Raw genomic sequence first — 20,637 nt, forward strand, 5'->3', positions numbered from 1 at the left:
CTTATTAAGAAACATAAAATAAATAAATTTAAAAGCCTGAAAATATAGAATTTTCAGGCTTTTTGATTTTTAAAAATGAACTTAAATTATTAAAAACTTTTATATAATTTTACAATCTATGTATGAAGTATTCCAAAAATATCTTGAAGAAAAATCAACTTTGACTCCTCAAGAATCAGAGCGTGTAGCATCGTTTGCAATTATAAAAAAACTTAGAAAAAGACAATATCTTCTACAGGAAGGAGATATCTGGAAATATGACGCCTTTATTACGCAAGGATGCCTGCGAACTTATTCTGTTGATGAAAAAGGAAGCGAACATATTAATAGTTTCAGTATTGAAAATTGGTGGACAGGCGACCGGGAAAGTCTCATGTTTCAGCAGCCGTCCCGTTTTAATATTGATGCCATAGAAGATAGTGAACTGGTCTTATTTACACATGAGAATTTTGAACTGCTCTGCAGAGAGATTCCGGCATTTAATAATATGGTGAATACTATTTTACAAAGAAGTTTTATAGCTGCACAAAACCGAATTCAGGGGTCGCTTACTTTAACTGCGGAAGAAAAATATTTAAACTTTATCAATAAATATCCTGCCTTTGCATCAAGAATTCCACAAACCATGATTGCGTCTTATCTTGGCATGACCCCGGAAACACTAAGCCGAATACGAAAACAAACGGCAAAAAAATAATACTTGACAGGAGCTTTTTAAGCTCCTTTTTTTATGCCCGCTCCAAACTCTTGATCTAGATCAAGTTTTTACTTATTTCTAATCAATGTGCAGCTGATACATTCGGCGCAACTTTGTAATGTTCAAAAGAAACAAATATTATAAACATTATAAAACATTTAAAATTAGAAATCATGTCAAAAACAATTTTTATTACAGGAACAAGTACAGGTTTTGGAAAACTTACAGCAGTAACATTAGCTAATGCAGGACATTCAGTGATTGCAGGAATGCGCGGCACAAATGATAAAAATGCAGCAGCAAAAAAAGAATTAGAAGCAATTGCCAACATCGAAGTAGTAGATATCGATATTACAGAAGATGTTTCTGTTACAAAAGCCTTTGAAAAAATAATTACCAAATACGGAAAAATTGATGTTCTTATCAATAATGCAGCTGTAAGCGGTTTTGGTTTATTAGAAGGATATTCAATCGATCAGGTTCGCAAAATGTTTGATGTAAACGTTTACAGTGTGTTACGTATGTATCAGGCTGTACTTCCTTCTATGAGAAAAGAAAAAAGTGGTCTTATCATAAATATTACCACTGGAGCAAGCGGTCACACACTTCCTTTTATGATTCCTTATATCTCTTCAAAATTGGTAGTTGAAAGTTTTACAGAAGGGTTGCAAGATGAACTTGCCGATTACGGAATTGAAAATGTAAGCATACAGCCGGGTGTTTATCCAACAGAAATGAATAACGGATCTAAAGCAGGAATTAATGCTGACAAACAGGAAATTGTAGATCAATATGGTGATGCTGCCACAGAAAAATTTAACGCTTTAGGAACTGCTTTGTTTGGAAAAATGGCTCAGTTTGATATGAACCCGCAGACAATTGCTGATGGAATTCTTGAATTAGTTAACATGAAAAAAGGAGAGCGACCACTTCGTTTTCCATTAGATGCCATTGCTCAGGGAACCGATAAAGAATTCATAAAAGCACGCGCCGACATAAAAGCAAAATGGTTAGCAGCTTATACTAATTAATTCCACTTCTTAAACAGTTTATAAATATCAAAGAATTTTAGAAAAGTCATGAAAACAAATCATAAAAAATCAAATCAGAAATTACAAACGTCAGCAGCAGTACTTATGAATGCTATAATACTATTTTCTGCTTCAGAAAAAATCAGTGCGCAAAATCACGCAGGAATAATCGGAATAGATCATGTCGGAATTAATGTTCCGGATCTAAATACTGCAATGCCATTTTTTAGCGATGTTCTTGGTTTTACACCAGTTACGCAACTAGGCCCAATACCGCTTGATAAAGCCTGGAAAGAATTGAATAACATTAATCCTGAAACAGGAGCAGTAACTATAAAAATGATAAACGCAGGAACTGGCGCAAGTATCGAAGTGTTTCAGTATGCAGATAATCAAGGCAGTAAAACAAATCCAAAATCTGATGATTTAGGCGCAACACATATTGCTTTTTACGTTTCAGACATTCACGCAAGTGTGAAATTTTTAAAAAGCAAAGGTGTAAAAATAATAGGAGAACCTTTTTTAACACCTTCTGGAGATACAGCGGGAGAAACATGGGTTTACTTTGAAACGCCTTGGGGGGCTAAAATGGAATTGGTTTCTTACCCAAATGGAAAAGGATATCAAAAAGCCAATCCAAAAACAGTTTTGTGGTCACCAAAAGACAGTGCAAAACCAAAAACTTTTGCTAATGATTACGATTCTAAAAAGAATACAGCACTCATAGAAAGCCACCTTAAAATTTGGAATGAAAAAGACGCAGCAAAACGAAATGTATTATTAAATCAGTTTTACGTATCTGATATAGAAATGGTAGACCGTCATTTTATTGCTATAGGAAATGATGAAATCAGTAAATTTATTGTTGACCTTCATACCAAAAATCCTGAATTTACATTTACCGCCAAATCAGTTGAGACCAATCATAATGTAGTTCGTTTGTATTGGCAGTTTGGCTCAAAAGCAAAACCTGCTGTAGTTTCGGGAATGGATTTGTTTGTAATTGAAAACAGTAAAATCCAGAAATTATATGTTTTTGTGGATGAAAAAAAATAACGTTCTATTTATTATTCAATAAAAAAAGCCTGTAAAGATTCTACTTTACAGGCTTTTTTTTTTCTTACATATATTGATTTTTATTTTTTAAGAATAATCTTCTGTTTTTTTAAAAATAAAAAGGTTTGTCTTTTATTTTAATTATATTTGATATCTTAAATATCTTTATATCAGTATTTTGTGTTTTTTTATTTCAGAAATAAGAAATGTTAAACACAAATTCTAATAAGTAATAAATATTTTTATAAGCTATATAATTAACTTTTTACTTACAAGCCGATAACGTTTTTCCTTATTTGCCTTTGCCTCATGCATAAAAAAATAAGTAATGAAAGAAATATCAGAAAACAAACCCGGCAGTGATTTCCTTAAAACAGATAAAGGAAAAACGAAATCAAACTCAATCGAGATTCCTTCCATTTCTTTGCCCAAAGGCGGAGGTGCAATTAAAGGCATAGACGAAAAATTTTCGGTCAATGCAGCAAACGGAACAGCTTCTTTTTCGGTAGCACTTCCTTTTTCGCCCGCTCGCGGCGCATCACCTTCGTTAGGACTTTCGTATAGTTCCGGTTCGGGAAATGGAATTTTTGGTTTAGGATGGAATTTAAGTCTTTCATCCATAAAAAGAAAAACAGACAAAGAAATTCCGCAATATCTGGATTCCCTTAATTCTGATACTTTTCTTTTTTCTGAGACAGAAGATCTGGTTCCTGAATTTAAAAAAGACGATGACGGTAATTTTATAAAAGGCTCCGATGATGAATACGAAATAAATGAAAGAGATTCTACAGATGGGCTTTTTGTAATTAGAAATTACAGACCAAGAATAGAAGGCTTATTTGGGCGCATAGAAAGATGGACAGAAAAAAGCACCGCCAGAATAAAATGGCGGGTTATAACTAAAGATAATGCCACAACTTTATACGGCTGGACCGATAATTCGATACTTTACTGCCCAAATGATATAAGAAAAATATATACATGGTTTCCGGAATTTGTATTTGATGACAAAGGAAATTGTTCGCAGTATATTTATAAAAAAGAAGATGAAACGGGTTTTGATGAATCTTTGCTGCACAATAAAAACAGATTAAAAGAGGGTTTAATTACCTATTCTAATCTTTATCTTGAAAAAGTATTGTACGGAAACAAAACGCCATACGAAGGATTTGAAACTGCTTTCCCCTCTGAAACAGATTTTATGTTCCAGACCGTTTTTGATTACGGAACCACAGACACAATCAATGAATCTTTTGAAAAAATAAACAACTGGAATTTCCGCCCTGATGCTTTTTCAGAATATAAAACCGGATTTGAAATTAGAACCACACGTTTATGCAATCGGGTTTTATTGTTTCATGTTTTGGATGAAATGGCCGTAAAACCAGATAAATCAGATAAAAAAACACTCGTTAGATCTTTAAATTTTGAATACGATACTGCTGTCGAGCAGGATTTTACCTTCTTAAAAAAGATAAGCTCTTATGGTTATATTAAAAAAACTGATGGATCTTATTCTTATAAAAAGCTCCCGCCGATGGAGTTTAATTATCAAAAACATGAATGGAATAATAAAATTGAATCTGTTTTACCAGAAGATTTAATTCATGCGCCTATTGGTTTAGACGAACAGCAATATCAGTTTGTCGATTTATATAATGAAGGTTTATCCGGGCTTTTAACAGAGCAGGGAACTGGCTGGTATTACAAACATAACTTAGGAGACGGAAAATTTGAACAAGCAAAATTAGTCTCGCCAAAACCTTCTTTTTCCGGAGTGGGCGGGCAATTTCACTTAACAGATCTCGATGCCGACGGAGGTAAACAGCTTGTAAGTTTAAATGATGAACCAAAAGGTTTTTTTGAACTGAATGACGATGACGAATGGGAAGGTTTTAAATCTTTTAAAGCAATGCCAAACATCAATTTCAGTGATGTCAATACAAGAATGCTGGATTTAAATGGAGACGGAAAACCAGAAGTTGTAATTTCTGAAGATCAGGTTTTTACATGGTACGAATCTGATGGTAAAAACGGATATACCGCATCCAAAAAAACATCAAAATCATTTGATGAAGAATCAGGTCCCAATATTGTTTTTGCCGATGAAAAACAAACTATTTATCTAGCCGATATGTCTGGCAGCGGCATGATAGATATTTTAAGAATCCGTAATGGAGAAATTTGTTATTGGCCAAACTTAGGTTACGGTAATTTTGGTGCCAAAGTAGCAATGGATAATGCGCCGGTTTTTGATCATCCCGATTCTTTTAATCCATCTTATTTGCGGTTATCAGATATTGACGGTTCAGGAACAGCAGATATTATTTATCTAGGCAAGAATAAATTCAGCTGTTGGAAAAATCTAAGCGGGAATCGTTTTAGCACAATTCCTTTTGAAATTGATCCGTTTCCCGAAATTTATTCGCAGTCAAAAATCGCATTAACCGATTTATTAGGAAATGGATTGTCCTGTATTGTCTGGTCAAGTTCTCTTCCAAAAGATGCAAATGAACCTTTGCGGTATATTGACCTTATGAACAGCAAGAAAGCTCATGTTATGATAGGCTATATTAATAATATGGGAAAAGAAACGGCATTAGAATATACTCCTTCGACCAAATTTTACTTAGAAGATAAAAAAGCCGGCAAACCCTGGGTAACCAAATTACATTTTCCTGTTTACTGCGTTTCTAAAACCACAACCCGAGATAAAATATCGGGTTATAAGTTTGTAAGCGAATACAAATATCATCATGGTTATTACGATCACCAAGAAAGAGAATTTCGTGGTTTTGGAATGGTAGAACAAATTGATGCTGAAACATTTGAACATTGGGTAAAAAGCGATACCGCTAATATAACTGAAGAAGTACTGCATCAGGAACCTGTAATATCTAAAAACTGGTATCATACCGGTGCATTTTTGCGAAAAGATAAAATTTTAAATCAGTTCGAAAATGATTATTGGTATAATGAAATGAACAGGAAACTGGACATTAATGTTATACATAACGAAAGAAAACTTCCGGAAGCAAAAATAATTTTGGCACCCGGAATTGACGAACAGGTTTTAAAAAAACTCTCCGGCGATGAATGGTGCGAAGCTTTGAGAGCCTGCAAAGGAATGAGTTTACGATCTGAAATTTTTGCAAAAGATGCCATAAAATTCGAAAATAGCGATGACGCAGTTAAAAAAGAATTAACCCCGTTTTCTGTAAGTACCCATAATTGTATTATCGAATTGCTGCAGCCAAAAGGCAAAAATAAATACGCTGTTTTTATAGTAAAAGAAAGCGAAGCCGTTACTTATAATTATGAACGTAATACCGAAGATCCCAGAATAGCCCATAATCTAAATATAAAATTAGATCAGTATGCCAATGTAATAGAATCGGCATCAATAGTTTATCCGCGCTTGTTAGAAGATGCCTCACTTCCCGATGCAGCAAAAACAGAACAGAATAAAACAATAGTAATTTACACTCAGAATAATTTTACCAACGACATTATAGAAGAAAACAAATATCGGCTTAGACTGCCATCAGAAACAAAAACGTACGATATAAAAGGAAATAAATTTGAAAACCCTACAGGTTTATTTAAAATTGAAGATTTTGATAATCCGCACAGCTTACCGCCTTACAATATTTTTGATTCTTCTGCAGTTGTGCCTTATTTTCAATACAATAATAGCGTAGCAAGCGGTACACAAAAAAGGTTAATAGAACACGCTCGTTCTTTTTATTATAACAACAATTTATTGACAGGTTTGCCTTTAGGCAAATTAGATTCTTTGGCAATATCTTACCAAAATCATCAGCTGGCTTATACGCCAGAATTGTTAGAAAATATTTATGAGGATAAAGTAGACGATACATTACTTACAGAAGGAAAATTTGTGCACAGTGAAAACGATGATAATTGGTGGATTCAGTCTGGTACAACACAATTTTTAAATGGAGGAGAAACTGCAGCAAATGCCAAAAACAGATTCTATCTGCCAATTCTGTATAAAGACCCTTATGAAGCCGAAACCAAAGTTAAATATTACAAAGATTATTTTCTTTTTATAGAAGAAATCCAAGACAATTTAGGCCATAAAACCAAAGTCGAAAGCTTTAATTTTAGAACCCTTTCTCCCAAAAAAATGAAGGACATAAATGGCAATTATTCTGAATCGGTTTGCGATGAACTGGGTTTAGTAAAAGCAATTGCAATAATGGGAAAAGGCAGTGAAGCCGATGAAATTGCGGGTATTTCAGAAATAACAGATAATACAGAATCAGCATTAATAGCAAGTTTTTTTCAAGCTCCGGATTCAGTCCAGCTTACAGTTATTGGAAAAGAATTATTAAAACATTCTTCTGCCCGTTTTTTTTATGATTTTGAAAACTACTTAAATTCAGGACAGCCGGCTACAACAGTTTCAATAGCAAGAGAACAGCATTTTAAAAATAATCCAGATTCACCCGTTCAGATCGCATTTGAGTATTCTAATGGAATAGGTGAAGTAATCATGAAAAAATTACAGGCAGAGCCGGGCGCTGCAAAACAGGTCACTGTTAATCCAAACAACACAATTTCTATCACAGAAATAAATACAGATGCAGGCATTCCAAAACAACTGCGGTGGATTGGCAACGGAAGGACTATAAAAAACAATAAAGGAAAAGCAGTAAAACAATATGAACCTTATTTTGCGATAACATGGAAGTATGAAAATTATAAAGAATTAGTAGAAACGGGCGTTACACCAATAATGTTTTATGACGCAATAGGCAGGTTGATTAAAACCCAAATGCCAGATGATACTTTTACAAAAATAGAATTTGATTCTTGGAAACAAACCGTTTATGATTCCAGTGATACTGTTCTAGAATCATTATGGTATCAAAACCGCAGCAACAGGCTTATTGATGCCGAACTTTTAACCGAAGGAAAAGATCCCGTAAAAGAAAAAACGGCCGCCGACAAAGCAGCCAAACATGCTGATACACCAAATATTTTGCATTTTAATACTTTAGGAAGACCTGTTTTATCAATTGAACATAATATTAATCCAATAACTAATGAAGTAGAGTTTCATAAAACCAAGATATTTTTAGATACCGAAGGCAATTTACGCACCGTTACTGATGCCAGACAAATTACTGAAAACAGTAATTTAGGAAATATTGTAATGCAGTATAAATATGATATGCTGGGGAATTTGGTTTATCAAAACAGCATGGATTCTGGTGAGCGCTGGCTTTTATTAAACATTTTGGGTAATCCGCTCCGAACCTGGGATCAGCGAAATCATGAGTTTCAATATTTTTATGACTCGTCTCATCGTCCCGTTTACAGCAAAATTTTGGGTGGAGAAAGCAGTGTATTATTAAACAATATATTTCAAAAGATAATATATGCAGAAAGCCTTTTATTACCAGACAGAAGCAATGAAACAGCTTTGCAGGCCATTAATGTTTTAGGAAAACCTATTGCACTTTATGATACCGGAGGAGTAATGCTGACTCCGGAATATGATTTTAAAGGACAGCCGCTTTTTACTACACAGAAATTATTTAAAAAATATAAGGAAACTGTCAATTGGACCGATGCCAATTTAAGTATTGATTTAGAACCGGGTTTAGGTTTTACTTCTTTTGCAGAAACAGATGCTTTGGGAAGAGTTACCAGACAAACCGCAGAAGATGGAAGTATAATCACAGCATCCTATAACGAATCTGGATTGCTTAATGGGCAAGAAGTGCAGCATAATTCTCCTTCACTCTCACAGGTATATATAAAAAATATTGATTATAATGAAAAAGGACAGCGTATTAAAATTATTTATGGAAATGATGTAATAACAACATTTTTCTATGATAAAAAGACATTTTGTGTAAATCATATTCAAACCAAACGAAAAAATAATGATCCGCTGCAAGATTGGTATTACACCTTTGATGCTGTGGGGAATATTACGCACATTGAAGACAAAAATATCCCAGTCGCTTTTTTTGATAATCAAAAAATAACAGGCGATTCACAATACACTTATGATGCACTGTATCGACTAATAGAAGCCAAAGGACGCGAAAATGATGCAGCACTTTCGTTTACAAACAAAGACAATTGGAACGATCTGTCTTATATGCACACCCATAATAATGGAGATATAATGTCTGTACGCAATTATACACAAAGTTATAAATATGATTTTGTGGGCAATATAGAAGAAATGCGCCATCAGGCATCGGCAAATAATTGGACGCGGATTTATGAATATGAAAAAAATAATAATCGTTTAAAAAATACCAAAATAGGAACAGAAACCTATGTTTATAAACATCATACAACGCACGGGTTTATTACCGAAATGCCGCATCTAGATGAAATGAGCTGGAGTTTTAAAGAAGAACTTATCAAAACCATTAGGCAAAAAGTAAATCCAGGCAATGGAACTGCAGAAACTACTTATTATCAATATAATGGACAAGGACAGCGTATTCGAAAAATAACAGAAAACAGTGCTTCTGAAGGAAATATTCCAACAATAAAAAACGAAAGAATTTATATTGGAGGTTATGAAACCTTTAGAAAATATCAAAGTAATACGATTGTTTTTGAACGGGAAACCTTAAGTCTGATAGATAAAGGAAATAGGTTTGCAATGATTGATACCATCAAAGAAAATACAACTTTGTCACCACCGCCCGAAGATAAAAAAGGCGCTAGATTAACTCGATATCAATTACACAATCATTTAGGATCTTCAGCCTTAGAGCTGGATGAAAATGCACAGATAATAAGTTACGAAGAATATCATCCTTTTGGAACTACGGCTTATCAAGCACAGAATGCCACTATAAAAGCCACAGCAAAACGGTATCGTTTTACAGGAATGGAACGTGACGAAGAAACAGGTCTCGAATATCATTCGGCAAGATATTATATAGCGTGGTTAGCAAGATGGCTCAATACAGACCCAATTGGCATTGGTGATGGTATCAATGTGTATGCTTATTGTAAAGGAAATCCAGTAATGGTCTTAGATCCATCTGGAACAGATGGTGAGACTTGTGGTGTTTGGGATGAAGAAACATTAAGCTGCCATGCTGAAGCTTGTCCTACAGAATCAACACCGCTTGATGAAGCTCCAACTCCTTCTACACCGCCAAGAGTTGCAGTTAGAAGAAGACCAACACCTCCACCGCCAGAACCACCTCCACCTGCAGTAATTGAAGGACCAACAATAAGAGCAGAAACTAATGAGGAAAGAATCCAAAGAGAGGGGGATCAGTTTTTAAACTTAGAAGCTAATCCATGGGATATGTATCCGGAATTAGGAATTCCTTATGGAATTTTAAAAGGGCTAAAGCATTCTATCTATGTACCTATAAGAGAATTAATTTCTGAAACTCCAATTAATTATATAGATTCAAATGGGAATGTAGCTGAATATACTGGAAGAAGAGATCATACAGATGCTATACCTGCATTGGCAAATATTGCATTACTTTTTACACCTGCACCAAAAGGAGTTGGCCCAGGATTTCTAGGTGAAGAATTAAGTGCGGAAGTTGTTGCCGAAAATATTGCCGCTTGGAGAAATCTTGCCGGTAGTTCTGCTCCAATATTCGAAGAAGGGGTAGCAATTGGAGCTGCAGATGAATTAGCTTTAGTAGGACATGGAGTAAGAACCGAAGCATCAATAATGGAAGAAGCAGGGGCGAGCTTTGTTAGGATCGGTGAACGAGATTTAAATCCTGTTGAATTAGCTGATATGTTACAAGGACAAGGTTGGCAAGGAGGAACTTTAAGACTATTATCATGTAGGACTGGTGTACCATGTTCAGAAGGAGTTGTATTTGGGGAATCTTTAAGCGGAATTTTAAATGGAAGAGGATTAACGACAACAGTTGTAGCTCCAAGAGGTGCAGTACAGATAGGAAGTGAAATGATGGGAACTGGAGTACCAGTAATTTCTAGAACCCCTGAAGGTGTTATGACTTGGGGCTTGGGTAGAACGCGAGATGGTGTATTTATACCAAGTTTTAATTATTATCCTTAATTAATTTTTTTGTTGAAGGAATGTTTATATGAAACAATTTTTTAAAATAATATCAATCTAAAATCAAAATCATTATGGCATCTCAATCCCAAAACCCCAATATAGTTAGTGGTAAATTAACTGATAATAAAAGAAAACCCTTGGCAAATCTTAAAATTGCGGTTTATGATAAAGACATGCGAAGTGAAGAATTGCTTTCGGAAACCATAACCCGAAAAGACGGCTCTTATGAAACTACTTGGTTTCACAGTCAGTTATCTGGGCGCGGGAAAAAAGAAGCCGATATTTTGATTAAGGTTTTTACAAGTGAAAAAAATATATTGCTGTTTTCTTCAGATATAAATCAAGTGCGATTTAATGCATCGCCTAAGGAAGAAATAAATATAAGGATCAAAGGTTCTATAATTAATGAGGTTATTGAATATGATTATCTTTTAAAAGAAGTTACATTTTTGGCAAACAGAATCCCTGTAACAGATCTTCAGGAAACAAAAGAACAGCCGGATATTACCTTTTTGGGAAAAGAATTAGAGATAGACGCCGCCAAAATTCATCATTTGGTCGTGTCCAATAAATTAGAAAGGATTGCAAAAATCGAAGCTCCTTTTTTTTATGCATTATTACGCCAAAACACATTATTAAAAAACAATGCTTCGGCAGTAATTACTAAACCGCTTTTTATTGATATAGATTCAAATATGCAGGCGGTTTACTATTTCGCGGTACTCTCAGATCCTAAAACAATAGAAACAGATTTAAAACAAGCTGTAAATGATTCAGTAGTTAATTATGATGTTTTAAAAAGGATAAAAGAAACTATACAAATCTTACAGCGCTCTACAGAAGAAGCGGCAGCTTATTATCAAAACGAACACCCTAAAAGGGCTTTTGAAAAAGTGACCCGCTTAATTAATTCTGATAAGATTAAAGAAGTAAAACAGCTTTTTGAGGAAAATAAAAATGATCTGGGCAGTTTTTTTGAAAAGCTGGAAAACACTTCTTTTACCGTAGAAGAAAATCAAAAAGAACATGAAGTTTTTACTGCTTTATCCGGCGTTTTTGGAATTGGAACAGAAGTAATTCCGCATATTATTAAATCAAAAAAAATAAAAGAACCGGTACAAATCAGGAAATTAGCCCGATTAAATAAGACAGAATGGGTAAAAGAACTTACTGATGCAAAAGGCAAAACGCCAACAAAAGAAGAAAAGAAAAACATAGACTTATTTGCTTCTAATATTGTACGCAGAATGGAAAATGAATTTCCTACCACTGCATTCGCGGCACAATTAGGAAGAGAAAAAAATCAAATTTTTACCAATCAAAAAAAGATACTTTCCTTTTTAGATAAAAACGAAGATTTTGATTTAAAAGAAGATAATATTGAGCATTATCTAAAAGAAAACAAAATTACCGATTTAGAAGCCGAAGGAACAAAAGAAGAATTAAAATCCATTCAGCGTGTATTTAAGCTGGTGCCAAATTACAGTAAAAGCAATGCGCTTAGAGCAGAAAATTTACAATCTGCACAAAGCATTGCCGCAATAGGAAGAACTCGTTTTTTGGCAGAGATTGCACCAAAAACAGGTTTGTCAAAAAAAGAAGCAGATCTCATAATCAAAAAAGCAGAAAATATAAATATGGCAGCAATGCTGGTTGTAGGAGAACTGCAGGATACAATGCGTGCCATAGATGTGGCTTCTTTAGAAACGACAACATTGTCAAAAAAGCTTGAAGCAGTAAGTCAGGATTTTCCAAACTTAAAATCCCTTTTTAAACTCACAGATACATGTGCCTGCGAGCATTGCCGTTCTGTTTACAGTCCGGCCGCGTATTTGGTCGAAATATTAGAATTTTTAAGCAGCAGATTAGTAAAAGATACTACCACAAATCTAACAGCAAAATTTGCAAAAGACGAGCTTTTTAAACGTCGTCCGGATTTAGGAGAAATTGATTTAGGATGCGAAAATGCAAATACACCGGTTAAATATATAGATTTGGTGTGCGAAATTCTGGAAGAAGCAATTGCGCCAAACAATCATTTTGTGTATACAGGAAAATTAGCCGAAGACGCAAATCCTGTAGCGGGCCTGATTTCTCAGGATTTATTAGACAGTGTAAAAAATGCCCAGATAGAATTGACAGATCCGGATTTGGGAACTTCAGTTTTTATTCCCTGCAATTATGAAATTACAGACAAAGCAGTTGTAATCGATACCGGAATTTTTGAGTCGGTTAATCCGGTTTATTATTTAAGAGACAAAAAAGTTGTTTTTAAAATAGTTTACGAAAAAACAATTCCGGCAGGAAAACAATATAAAATATACCGTTTAAAACAGACTTTTGCAACGGCAGAAGAACTTGATGCCGCGCCAGAATATGTAAATGTAAGCACGTATCACGAATTGCAAAACAAAGCCTTTGCTTTTAAACTTCCTTTTGATTTAAATCATACCGAGGCAAAAGCTTATTTTAATCGTTTTGATGTTAATCGCGGTGATTTAATGAAAACTTTTAAAGTTGGCACCATTCCGGCAGATGGCGAGATTGCGGCAGAAAAACTGGGATTGAATAAAAGAGAACGCGAATTAATAACAAAAGCTCCTTCGCCAAATAATGGGCCGGCGCAGCAATTGTTTTGGAATGTGCCTCCTCCTGGAAATCCGGTTAATTATTTAAAAGAAGTAGATCATTTTTTAGACAAAACAAATTTGAGTTTCAAAGAACTTGATTTGTTTTTAAAACTAAAATTTATTGACAAAAATGACAATCTTTTTATAAAACACAATTTTGATGATCCGACAGTAACCGAGAAAAAGATTTCTTGTGATACTTCAAAAAAAGAAATACAAAACCTTGATTTAACCGTTTTAGACCGCATGCACAGATTTTTGCGTCTGCAGAAAAAAACAGGAATAAAATTTGAATTGCTGGATGAAATCATCAGTCAGCCAAAATTGGGACGCGGAAAATTGGATGCAACAGATGACAACGGAGACGGAATATCAAATGGAGACAGATGTCTTATTATGGCTTCTGATTTATTAGAAATTGCTGTAAAAACCGGAATTAAATTAGAACAGTTAATTGGTTTTTACGGAAAAATTCCTTTTGAAGTTTTGGCAGATGATTTACCAAAACCTTTGTACTATCAGATTTTTTTAAACAAAGCCAAAAATGGTTTTATTGATAATGCTTTATTACCGCAAAATTTAGATACCGGAGCAGTTATAACTCCAATAAAAGCTTCTGTAGCTTTGTGTTTGCAGCTTAAAGAAGAAGATTTAGACAAACTGTTGTTATTATTGCCAAATGCAGATCTTACGTTTTCTAATTTGAGTTACTTATACGGCGCAGCGCACCTTATAAAAAAGCTAAAACTAAAAGTTTCTGATTTTATAATACTAAAAGAACTCACAGCAATTGATTTTTCTGATTCTCCGCAGGCAACGCTGGACTTTATAAAAGCAGCAGAAGATATAAAAAAATCGCCTTTAAAACCAGAAGAGATAAAATATATATTAAAACATGAAGCCCCAGTTATTCTGAATATAGAAGAAAAAAGAAAACAGATAATTGAGAAACTTCAAAAGGAATATCAGCTTAGTATCGATTCAAATAAATCAACGTACAATGATGTTTTTACAGCCGAAGAACAAAAAACAGCTTTAAAAACAGAACTATCCAAGCTGGCAGGAATTAACGAAAATGATTCTAAAATTATAACAAGTTTTATTGATGCCCAATGGAATTTTAAATGGACAAATAATTCCGGAGATGAGACAGTGAGTGTTTCTTTTAGTAATGCAGCCTTATATCTTGATGCCAGATTAAGTTCTTATTTTGATATCTCTTCTATAACTGCGATTTTTCCGTCTTTGACCGCAGCGTCTGATAATTTTAATACAGCAAATACAAATCAGACACTTGCAATTGAAGCTGTTGAAAATGAACAGCAAAATGTTGCAGAAGCAACAAATCCATCAGATTTAGCAACAGCCGAAGCACAATTGCAAACTGCCGAAGCAAATGAAGTAAACACCGCATTGGCTCTTAAAAACACAAAAGAAGCTTTTGAAATTGTACGCAAAAAACTGATCAAAGAACTTCTTGACACTCTTGCCGTATTTAATCTGGCGGTTGCAAAACAAAATACTTTGCAGCAAACGCTGAATACAGCATTAAAAGCAGATTTAGAGTTGGTAAAAATAATTTTAAAATATGCTCAATTAAAAAAATCAGGTTCAGGCGATGCCTTTATTTCCTCTGTTTTATTGGCTCCCGAACTTAATATTAAAAGCGGTCTTCCGCCTGTGCTGCCGGCAATTACAACCACAACTCCTGCTGTACAGCATGAAGCTATCGATTTGCTGACTAAAATTATAGCTGTTATAAATCCGTTTAAATTAAGCACTGTTCAGATCGAATGGTTTTTTAAAAATAGTAAAGACTTAAATTGGTTTGCTTTTGATAATATTCCTTTTGAAGCTTCGCAGACTGCGGCTACTTATAGTGATTATGAGAATTTAGTTGGAATTATCGATTTATCAAAGCAATTTGAACCCGTAATAAATCCGTTAGATCCTGAACAGCCTATTTCATTTTTCGGATTATTAGAAAATTTCGGCAAGCTAAATAATCCCACAGCACAACAACAAAATTTGTTTTTTGAACAGCTGGCATTATTGCTCAGTTATGATAAAGAAGAGTTTCAGTCTTTAGATTCTTTTTTGTTTCCTGGAACTTCTAATTTAAAACATTATAATAAGGCACAAAACTGGCATGCTATAATTGATGCCATGGAATATTTGCTGCAATTAGGTACAACAGTTGCAAAGATTCCAAATTATCTGAAATTAGGTTTGACCGCTGCCGATGTCAAAACCCTGCGTACGGCTCTTAAATCACGCTATGATGAAGACACCTGGTTAGAGACTTTAAAAGAGATAATGAACGCCATACGCCCGAAAAAGCGTGATGCATTAGTCGCTTATTTATTGGCTGTAAATGAAGAAATGAAAGATGAAAATGATTTATTTGATTATTTCTTAGTAGATGTAGAAATGGAATCCTGTATGCCGTCATCTCGAATTGTACAGGCACACGGAGCGATTCAGGTTTTTGTACAGCGCTGTTTAATGGGATTAGAACCAAAAGCGGCCGCAGATGTAGATATAGACAGCAGCTGGAATCAATGGAAATGGATGAAAAATTACCGTGTCTGGGAAGCCAACCGCAAGATTTTTCTTTATCCCGAAAATTGGATCGAATCTGAGCTGCGCGATGAAAAAACATTTTTATTTAAAGAATTTGAAAATGAATTACAGCAAAGTGAGCTGACCGATTTTTCGGCAGGGCAGGCATTGGCAAATTATATGGAAAAATTAGACGTTATTGCCTTTTTAGAAGTCGTTGCGAGCTACTATCAGACCGATATAAAAACAATGCATGTATTTGCCAGAACAAAAGGCGGCGATCCTCATATTTATTATTATAGAAAGTTTGAAAATGAAGCGACATGGACACCGTGGGAAAAAGTAGAATTAGACATTACCGGCGATCATCTTATTACATTTGTACGAAACAACAGATTAACGCTCGCATGGCCAATTTTTTCTGAAGAACTAGATCCAAATCAAAAAGCAACAATGCCAAGTGCATCGCCTGGCGAAGAAGTAACAACAGATAAGGCAAAAAGCAAATTAAAAATACAACTCGCCGTAAGTGAATTTGCTAATAATAAATGGCTTCCTAAAAAAGTTTCGGTCGATAGTATAGTCACTCCAAATTATTATACGAATGATCCCGAAGATCTTAAAAGAGATATTTATTATCTAACTTATTTCTCATTTCCTAAAACGACTAATTTTCCAATTTCTGAAGTTATTTGTCTTTTTAAACAAGCTCCTAACTCAGAATCGCCGCAGACATTAAACGGAATATTTAATATTGCAGGCTGTAAAGGTTATCCGGAACTGATTTTTGATGAAAGTTTTCAAATTTCATTTCCAGATTTCTTACCGGATTTTAATGATACGCAATTATTAAAAAATAAATATACAGAGCAAAATCAGGTTGCTGGCGACGATCTTTCGGTTAGAAACGGTATTACAATTTTTCATTCAGGAGATTATACACCTATTCTTGCAGCCACGCCGGGAAGATTCAGGATTTCCTATCCGCATCAATTTACCAATATAGACTTGGTTTCATTTATCTTCCAGCTGCTTTCTTTTTTTAGTAATAACGAAGGAAAAGACAATGCCCTTTTTAATAATGTTCGAAGAAACAGATTTAAAATTCCGATGGGAACACTGCTTCCTTATTTTAAAGAAGACAGCAATCATGCTTATGTTATTATTCCCGGATATTATAAAAGAAACATAAACAGAAGAAATTCGCCAAACGTTTCTTTATTTACAGACAGTAAAAAGAAAACTGCTAAAGATGCCTTAAAACTCATTGATGATATTGCGAGTTTTTTCAATAAAATGCAATTGAAATATAAAGCAATTCCAAACCCGACTCCGGCGCAAAATGAAACATTTATTGCAGAAATGATTGTTGATGATGAATTTAAAGAAATTATAAAAGAATTATCTTTTTATGAAGAGTTTGACAAATTTTACGATGCCTTAATAGGCGGGTCTGATTATGAAAATTTTAATGAAATAATAAAAAAACTTAAACTTAAAAAAGGTTTGAGATACGGAGAACAATTTAAAAACATGTATCATCCGTTGGTTTGCCCGCTTCGGGCTGCTTTTTACAACAAAGGCATTCCAGAATTAATGAAAAGGTCAACTCAAATGCAAAAATCAAGTTTTAATTTTGAGGAATATTACAATCCAAATCCATTAATGATTCCAAAATCATTAACACCATATCCAGACGGATCAAAAAAATGGTCGTATCCAATTGAAGATGTAGATTTTAGTGTAGAAGGAACCTACAGCTGTTACAACTGGGAATTATTTTTTCATGTTCCGTTGATGATTGCAACAAAACTAACCAAAAATCAGCGATTTGAAGAATCTATGACTTGGTTTCATTATATGTTTAACCCTACAGGAGCCTTACATGGTAATACACCTCAAAAATATTGGGTAACCAAACCTTTTTATCTTAATCAGGATATTGATTATCTTAATCAAAGAATCGACAAGTTGCTTTATAATGTTAAAAATGAAGAATTCGATGGAGCTGTCAATCTTCAAAATTCGATTATTCAATGGAGAGACAAACCCTTTAGACCAGATGTAATTGCGAGGTTTAGACCAGTTGCCTACCAAAAAACATTGCTGATGAAATATCTGGATAATTTAATCGAATGGGGAGATTATTTATTTAGACAAGATACAATGGAGTCTATTGCACAGGCAACCCAAATGTATATTCTGGCAGATAAAGTTCTTGGTCCAAAACCCAGAATTGTACCGCCATTAGTAAAACCGCCTTATCAGACTTATAATCAAATCAAAGGTAATTTAGACAGTTTTGGAAATGCGCTGATAGATTTAGAAAATTTAATTCCTGATCTCTCTATTCTGCCAGAAAGCGGTGCCGAATTGCCGGGCGCTTCTTTTACGTTATCAATGCTCTATTTCTGTATTCCGGAAAATGATAAAATGCTAGAATATTGGGCACGCATTGCAGACCGATTATTTAAAATACGCCATTGCCAAAACATTGATGGAGTAGAACGCAGTTTAGCTTTATTTGCTCCGCCAATAGATCCGGCAATGCTGGTTAGAGCTGCCGCCTCAGGAATGGATATTTCAGCTGTTATTGCGGGATTAAACGCACCGGCGCCTTATTATAGATTTAATATACTTTCGCAAAAAGCAACAGAACTTGCTCAGGAAGTAAGAGGTTTAGGAAACTCATTATTAATTGCTTTAGAGAAGAAAGACGGAGAAGCAATGTCGTTGCTGCGAAGCGAATTAGAACTTAAAGTTTTAAACTCTGTTCGTGACGTTAAGCTTTTACAGATAAAAGAATCCAAAGAACAAATTGAAGTTTTAAAAAGAACTAAAAAAGTTACAGAAGAAAGACAGAAATATTATACCGATATAGAATACATGAATGAGCTTGAAATTACCACGCTGGTTCTAAATGGTGTTTCGATCATTGGTTTTACTATAGGTTCAATAATGGAAATTGCTGCCGGAGCTACGGCCTTAATTCCAGATGTAACAGTTGGTGCTGCCGGTATTGGAGGATCTCCCGTAGCAACCAGTAAATTGACAGGCGGAGAGCAGATTTCTTCATCAATAAGCACATTTGCCAAAGCAATTCTTTTAGGCTCGCAAGTTATAGATAAAGTAGCAGCAGGAATTTCTACAATGGGAAGTTATGAACGCCGTAATGACGACTGGAAACTTCAGGAACGTTTGGCTAAAAAAGAAATAGCGTCTATTGAGAAACAAATAACAGCTGCCGAAATTCGAAGAGATATATCAGAAACGGAGTTGAAAAACCACGATCTTCAGATCGAAAATGCTAAACGAACCGATGAGTTTATGCGATCTAAATTTACTAATAAAGAATTGTACGACTGGATGATCGGACAGATAAGTTCGGTGTATTTTACTGCCTATAAATTATCGCATGATTTTGCTAAAAAGGCAGAACGCAGTTATAAATTCGAGTTAGGAAATGACGATTCCTTTATTTCTTATGGATATTGGGACAGCATGAAAAAAGGTCTTCAGACCGCAGATCAGCTGGTACACGATATAAAAAGAATGGAAACAAGTTATTTGGATAAAAACAAACGAGAATATGAAGTGACCAAACACATTTCTTTGGCGATGTTAGATCCGCTTGCTTTAGTAAGATTAAAAAGTTCTGGAATCTGCGATTTTGAAATTCCGGAAGCGCTCTACGATATGGATCATCCGGGACAATATTTTAGAAGATTAAAATCGGTGAGCATAAGCCTGCCTTGTATTGCCGGACCTTATACCTCTGTAAGTGCAAAATTATCATTAGTAAACAATCGATATAGAAAAAATTCTGATGATGCGGCAAATTATGCAGAAGATGTTGCTGCCGGCGATAATCGTTTTGTTTACAACGTTGGCTCAATTCAATCAATTGCAGTAAGTAATGCACAAAATGACAGTGGTATTTTTGAACTTAATTTTAAAGACGAACGTTATTTACCTTTTGAAGGAACCGGAGCAGTCAGTAGCTGGAGATTAGAACTTCCGACAGAAATAAAACAGTTTGATTATAATACAATTTCGGATATTATAATGCATGTTAAATACACTTCCAGAGAAGGAGGATCAAGTTTAAAAACGGCTTCAAACGCTACTTTAAAAACAAGACTAGAAGAAATTAAGCAAGGTCTAAGTACAACGGGACTGCATGTAATTCAAAATCTAAAAGCAGACAAACCAAACGATTGGCATCTTTTGAAAAATAATGGAACTATCGATTTAACCATAGATAAATTCAGACTGCCGTATCTCGTACAATCAATTGATGGCGTTGCAATAGAAATCGTTATGTTTGTTGCAAAAGTAAAAGGTAATCCAGCATCGTTTAAAATCAAAATAGACAATGCTCCATTAAATCTTTCCAGAAAAGACGATATAAAACTCTGCAAAGGAATTAGTTCTAATATAACACTGGATACTTTATTTACACTTTCTGTTTCAGATGCGGATAAGGCAAAATTAGAAGAATTATTAGTTGTAGTTAAATATGTTTTCTAGTTAGAACATGTATTGAAACAAAAAAATAACAATTAAATTTAGAGAATAAGCTGTCTGTTTTTAACTTCT

General features: G+C 34.4%; 5 protein-coding genes. All 5 read left to right on the top strand.

Features of this window, described 5'->3' with window-relative positions; translation table 11 throughout:
• Nucleotides 1-118 precede the first annotated feature (118 nt).
• Complete coding sequence (locus EV144_RS14585; RefSeq protein ID WP_134149880.1) at nt 119-697, top strand: Crp/Fnr family transcriptional regulator; 579 nt, start codon at nt 119-121, stop codon at nt 695-697.
• A 173-nt stretch (nt 698-870) separates the two neighbouring features.
• Complete coding sequence (locus tag EV144_RS14590; protein WP_134149881.1) at nt 871-1,728, top strand: SDR family oxidoreductase; 858 nt, start codon at nt 871-873, stop codon at nt 1,726-1,728.
• 48 nt (nt 1,729-1,776) lie between these two features.
• The gene (locus EV144_RS14595; protein ID WP_134149882.1) at nt 1,777-2,784 is read left to right on the top strand and encodes a VOC family protein; all 1,008 of its coding nucleotides are present in this window, start codon (nt 1,777-1,779) and stop codon (nt 2,782-2,784) included.
• A gap of 328 nt (nt 2,785-3,112) precedes the next feature.
• A complete protein-coding gene (locus tag EV144_RS14600; RefSeq protein ID WP_134149883.1) occupies nt 3,113-10,843 on the top strand; it encodes a SpvB/TcaC N-terminal domain-containing protein in 7,731 nt (2,576 codons plus the stop codon).
• Nucleotides 10,844-10,917: 74 nt separating this feature from the next.
• Nucleotides 10,918-20,568: a neuraminidase-like domain-containing protein gene (locus EV144_RS14605; protein WP_134149884.1), complete on the top strand. Its 9,651-nt coding sequence runs from the start codon at nt 10,918-10,920 to the stop codon at nt 20,566-20,568.
• Nucleotides 20,569-20,637 lie beyond the last annotated feature (69 nt).

The organism is Flavobacterium sp. 270, from assembly GCF_004368785.1.
Taxonomy (GTDB): Bacteria; Bacteroidota; Bacteroidia; order Flavobacteriales; family Flavobacteriaceae; genus Flavobacterium.

Bases quoted from the DNA above. Each gene is read 5' to 3' on its own strand.
- EV144_RS14585 (WP_134149880.1), top strand. From the start codon at position 119: ATGTATGAAGTATTCCAAAAATATCTTGAAGAAAAATCAACTTTGACT.
- EV144_RS14590 (WP_134149881.1), top strand. From the start codon at position 871: ATGTCAAAAACAATTTTTATTACAGGAACAAGTACAGGTTTTGGAAAA.
- EV144_RS14600 (WP_134149883.1), top strand. From the start codon at position 3,113: ATGAAAGAAATATCAGAAAACAAACCCGGCAGTGATTTCCTTAAAACA.
- EV144_RS14605 (WP_134149884.1), top strand. From the start codon at position 10,918: ATGGCATCTCAATCCCAAAACCCCAATATAGTTAGTGGTAAATTAACT.
- EV144_RS14595 (WP_134149882.1), top strand. From the start codon at position 1,777: ATGAAAACAAATCATAAAAAATCAAATCAGAAATTACAAACGTCAGCA.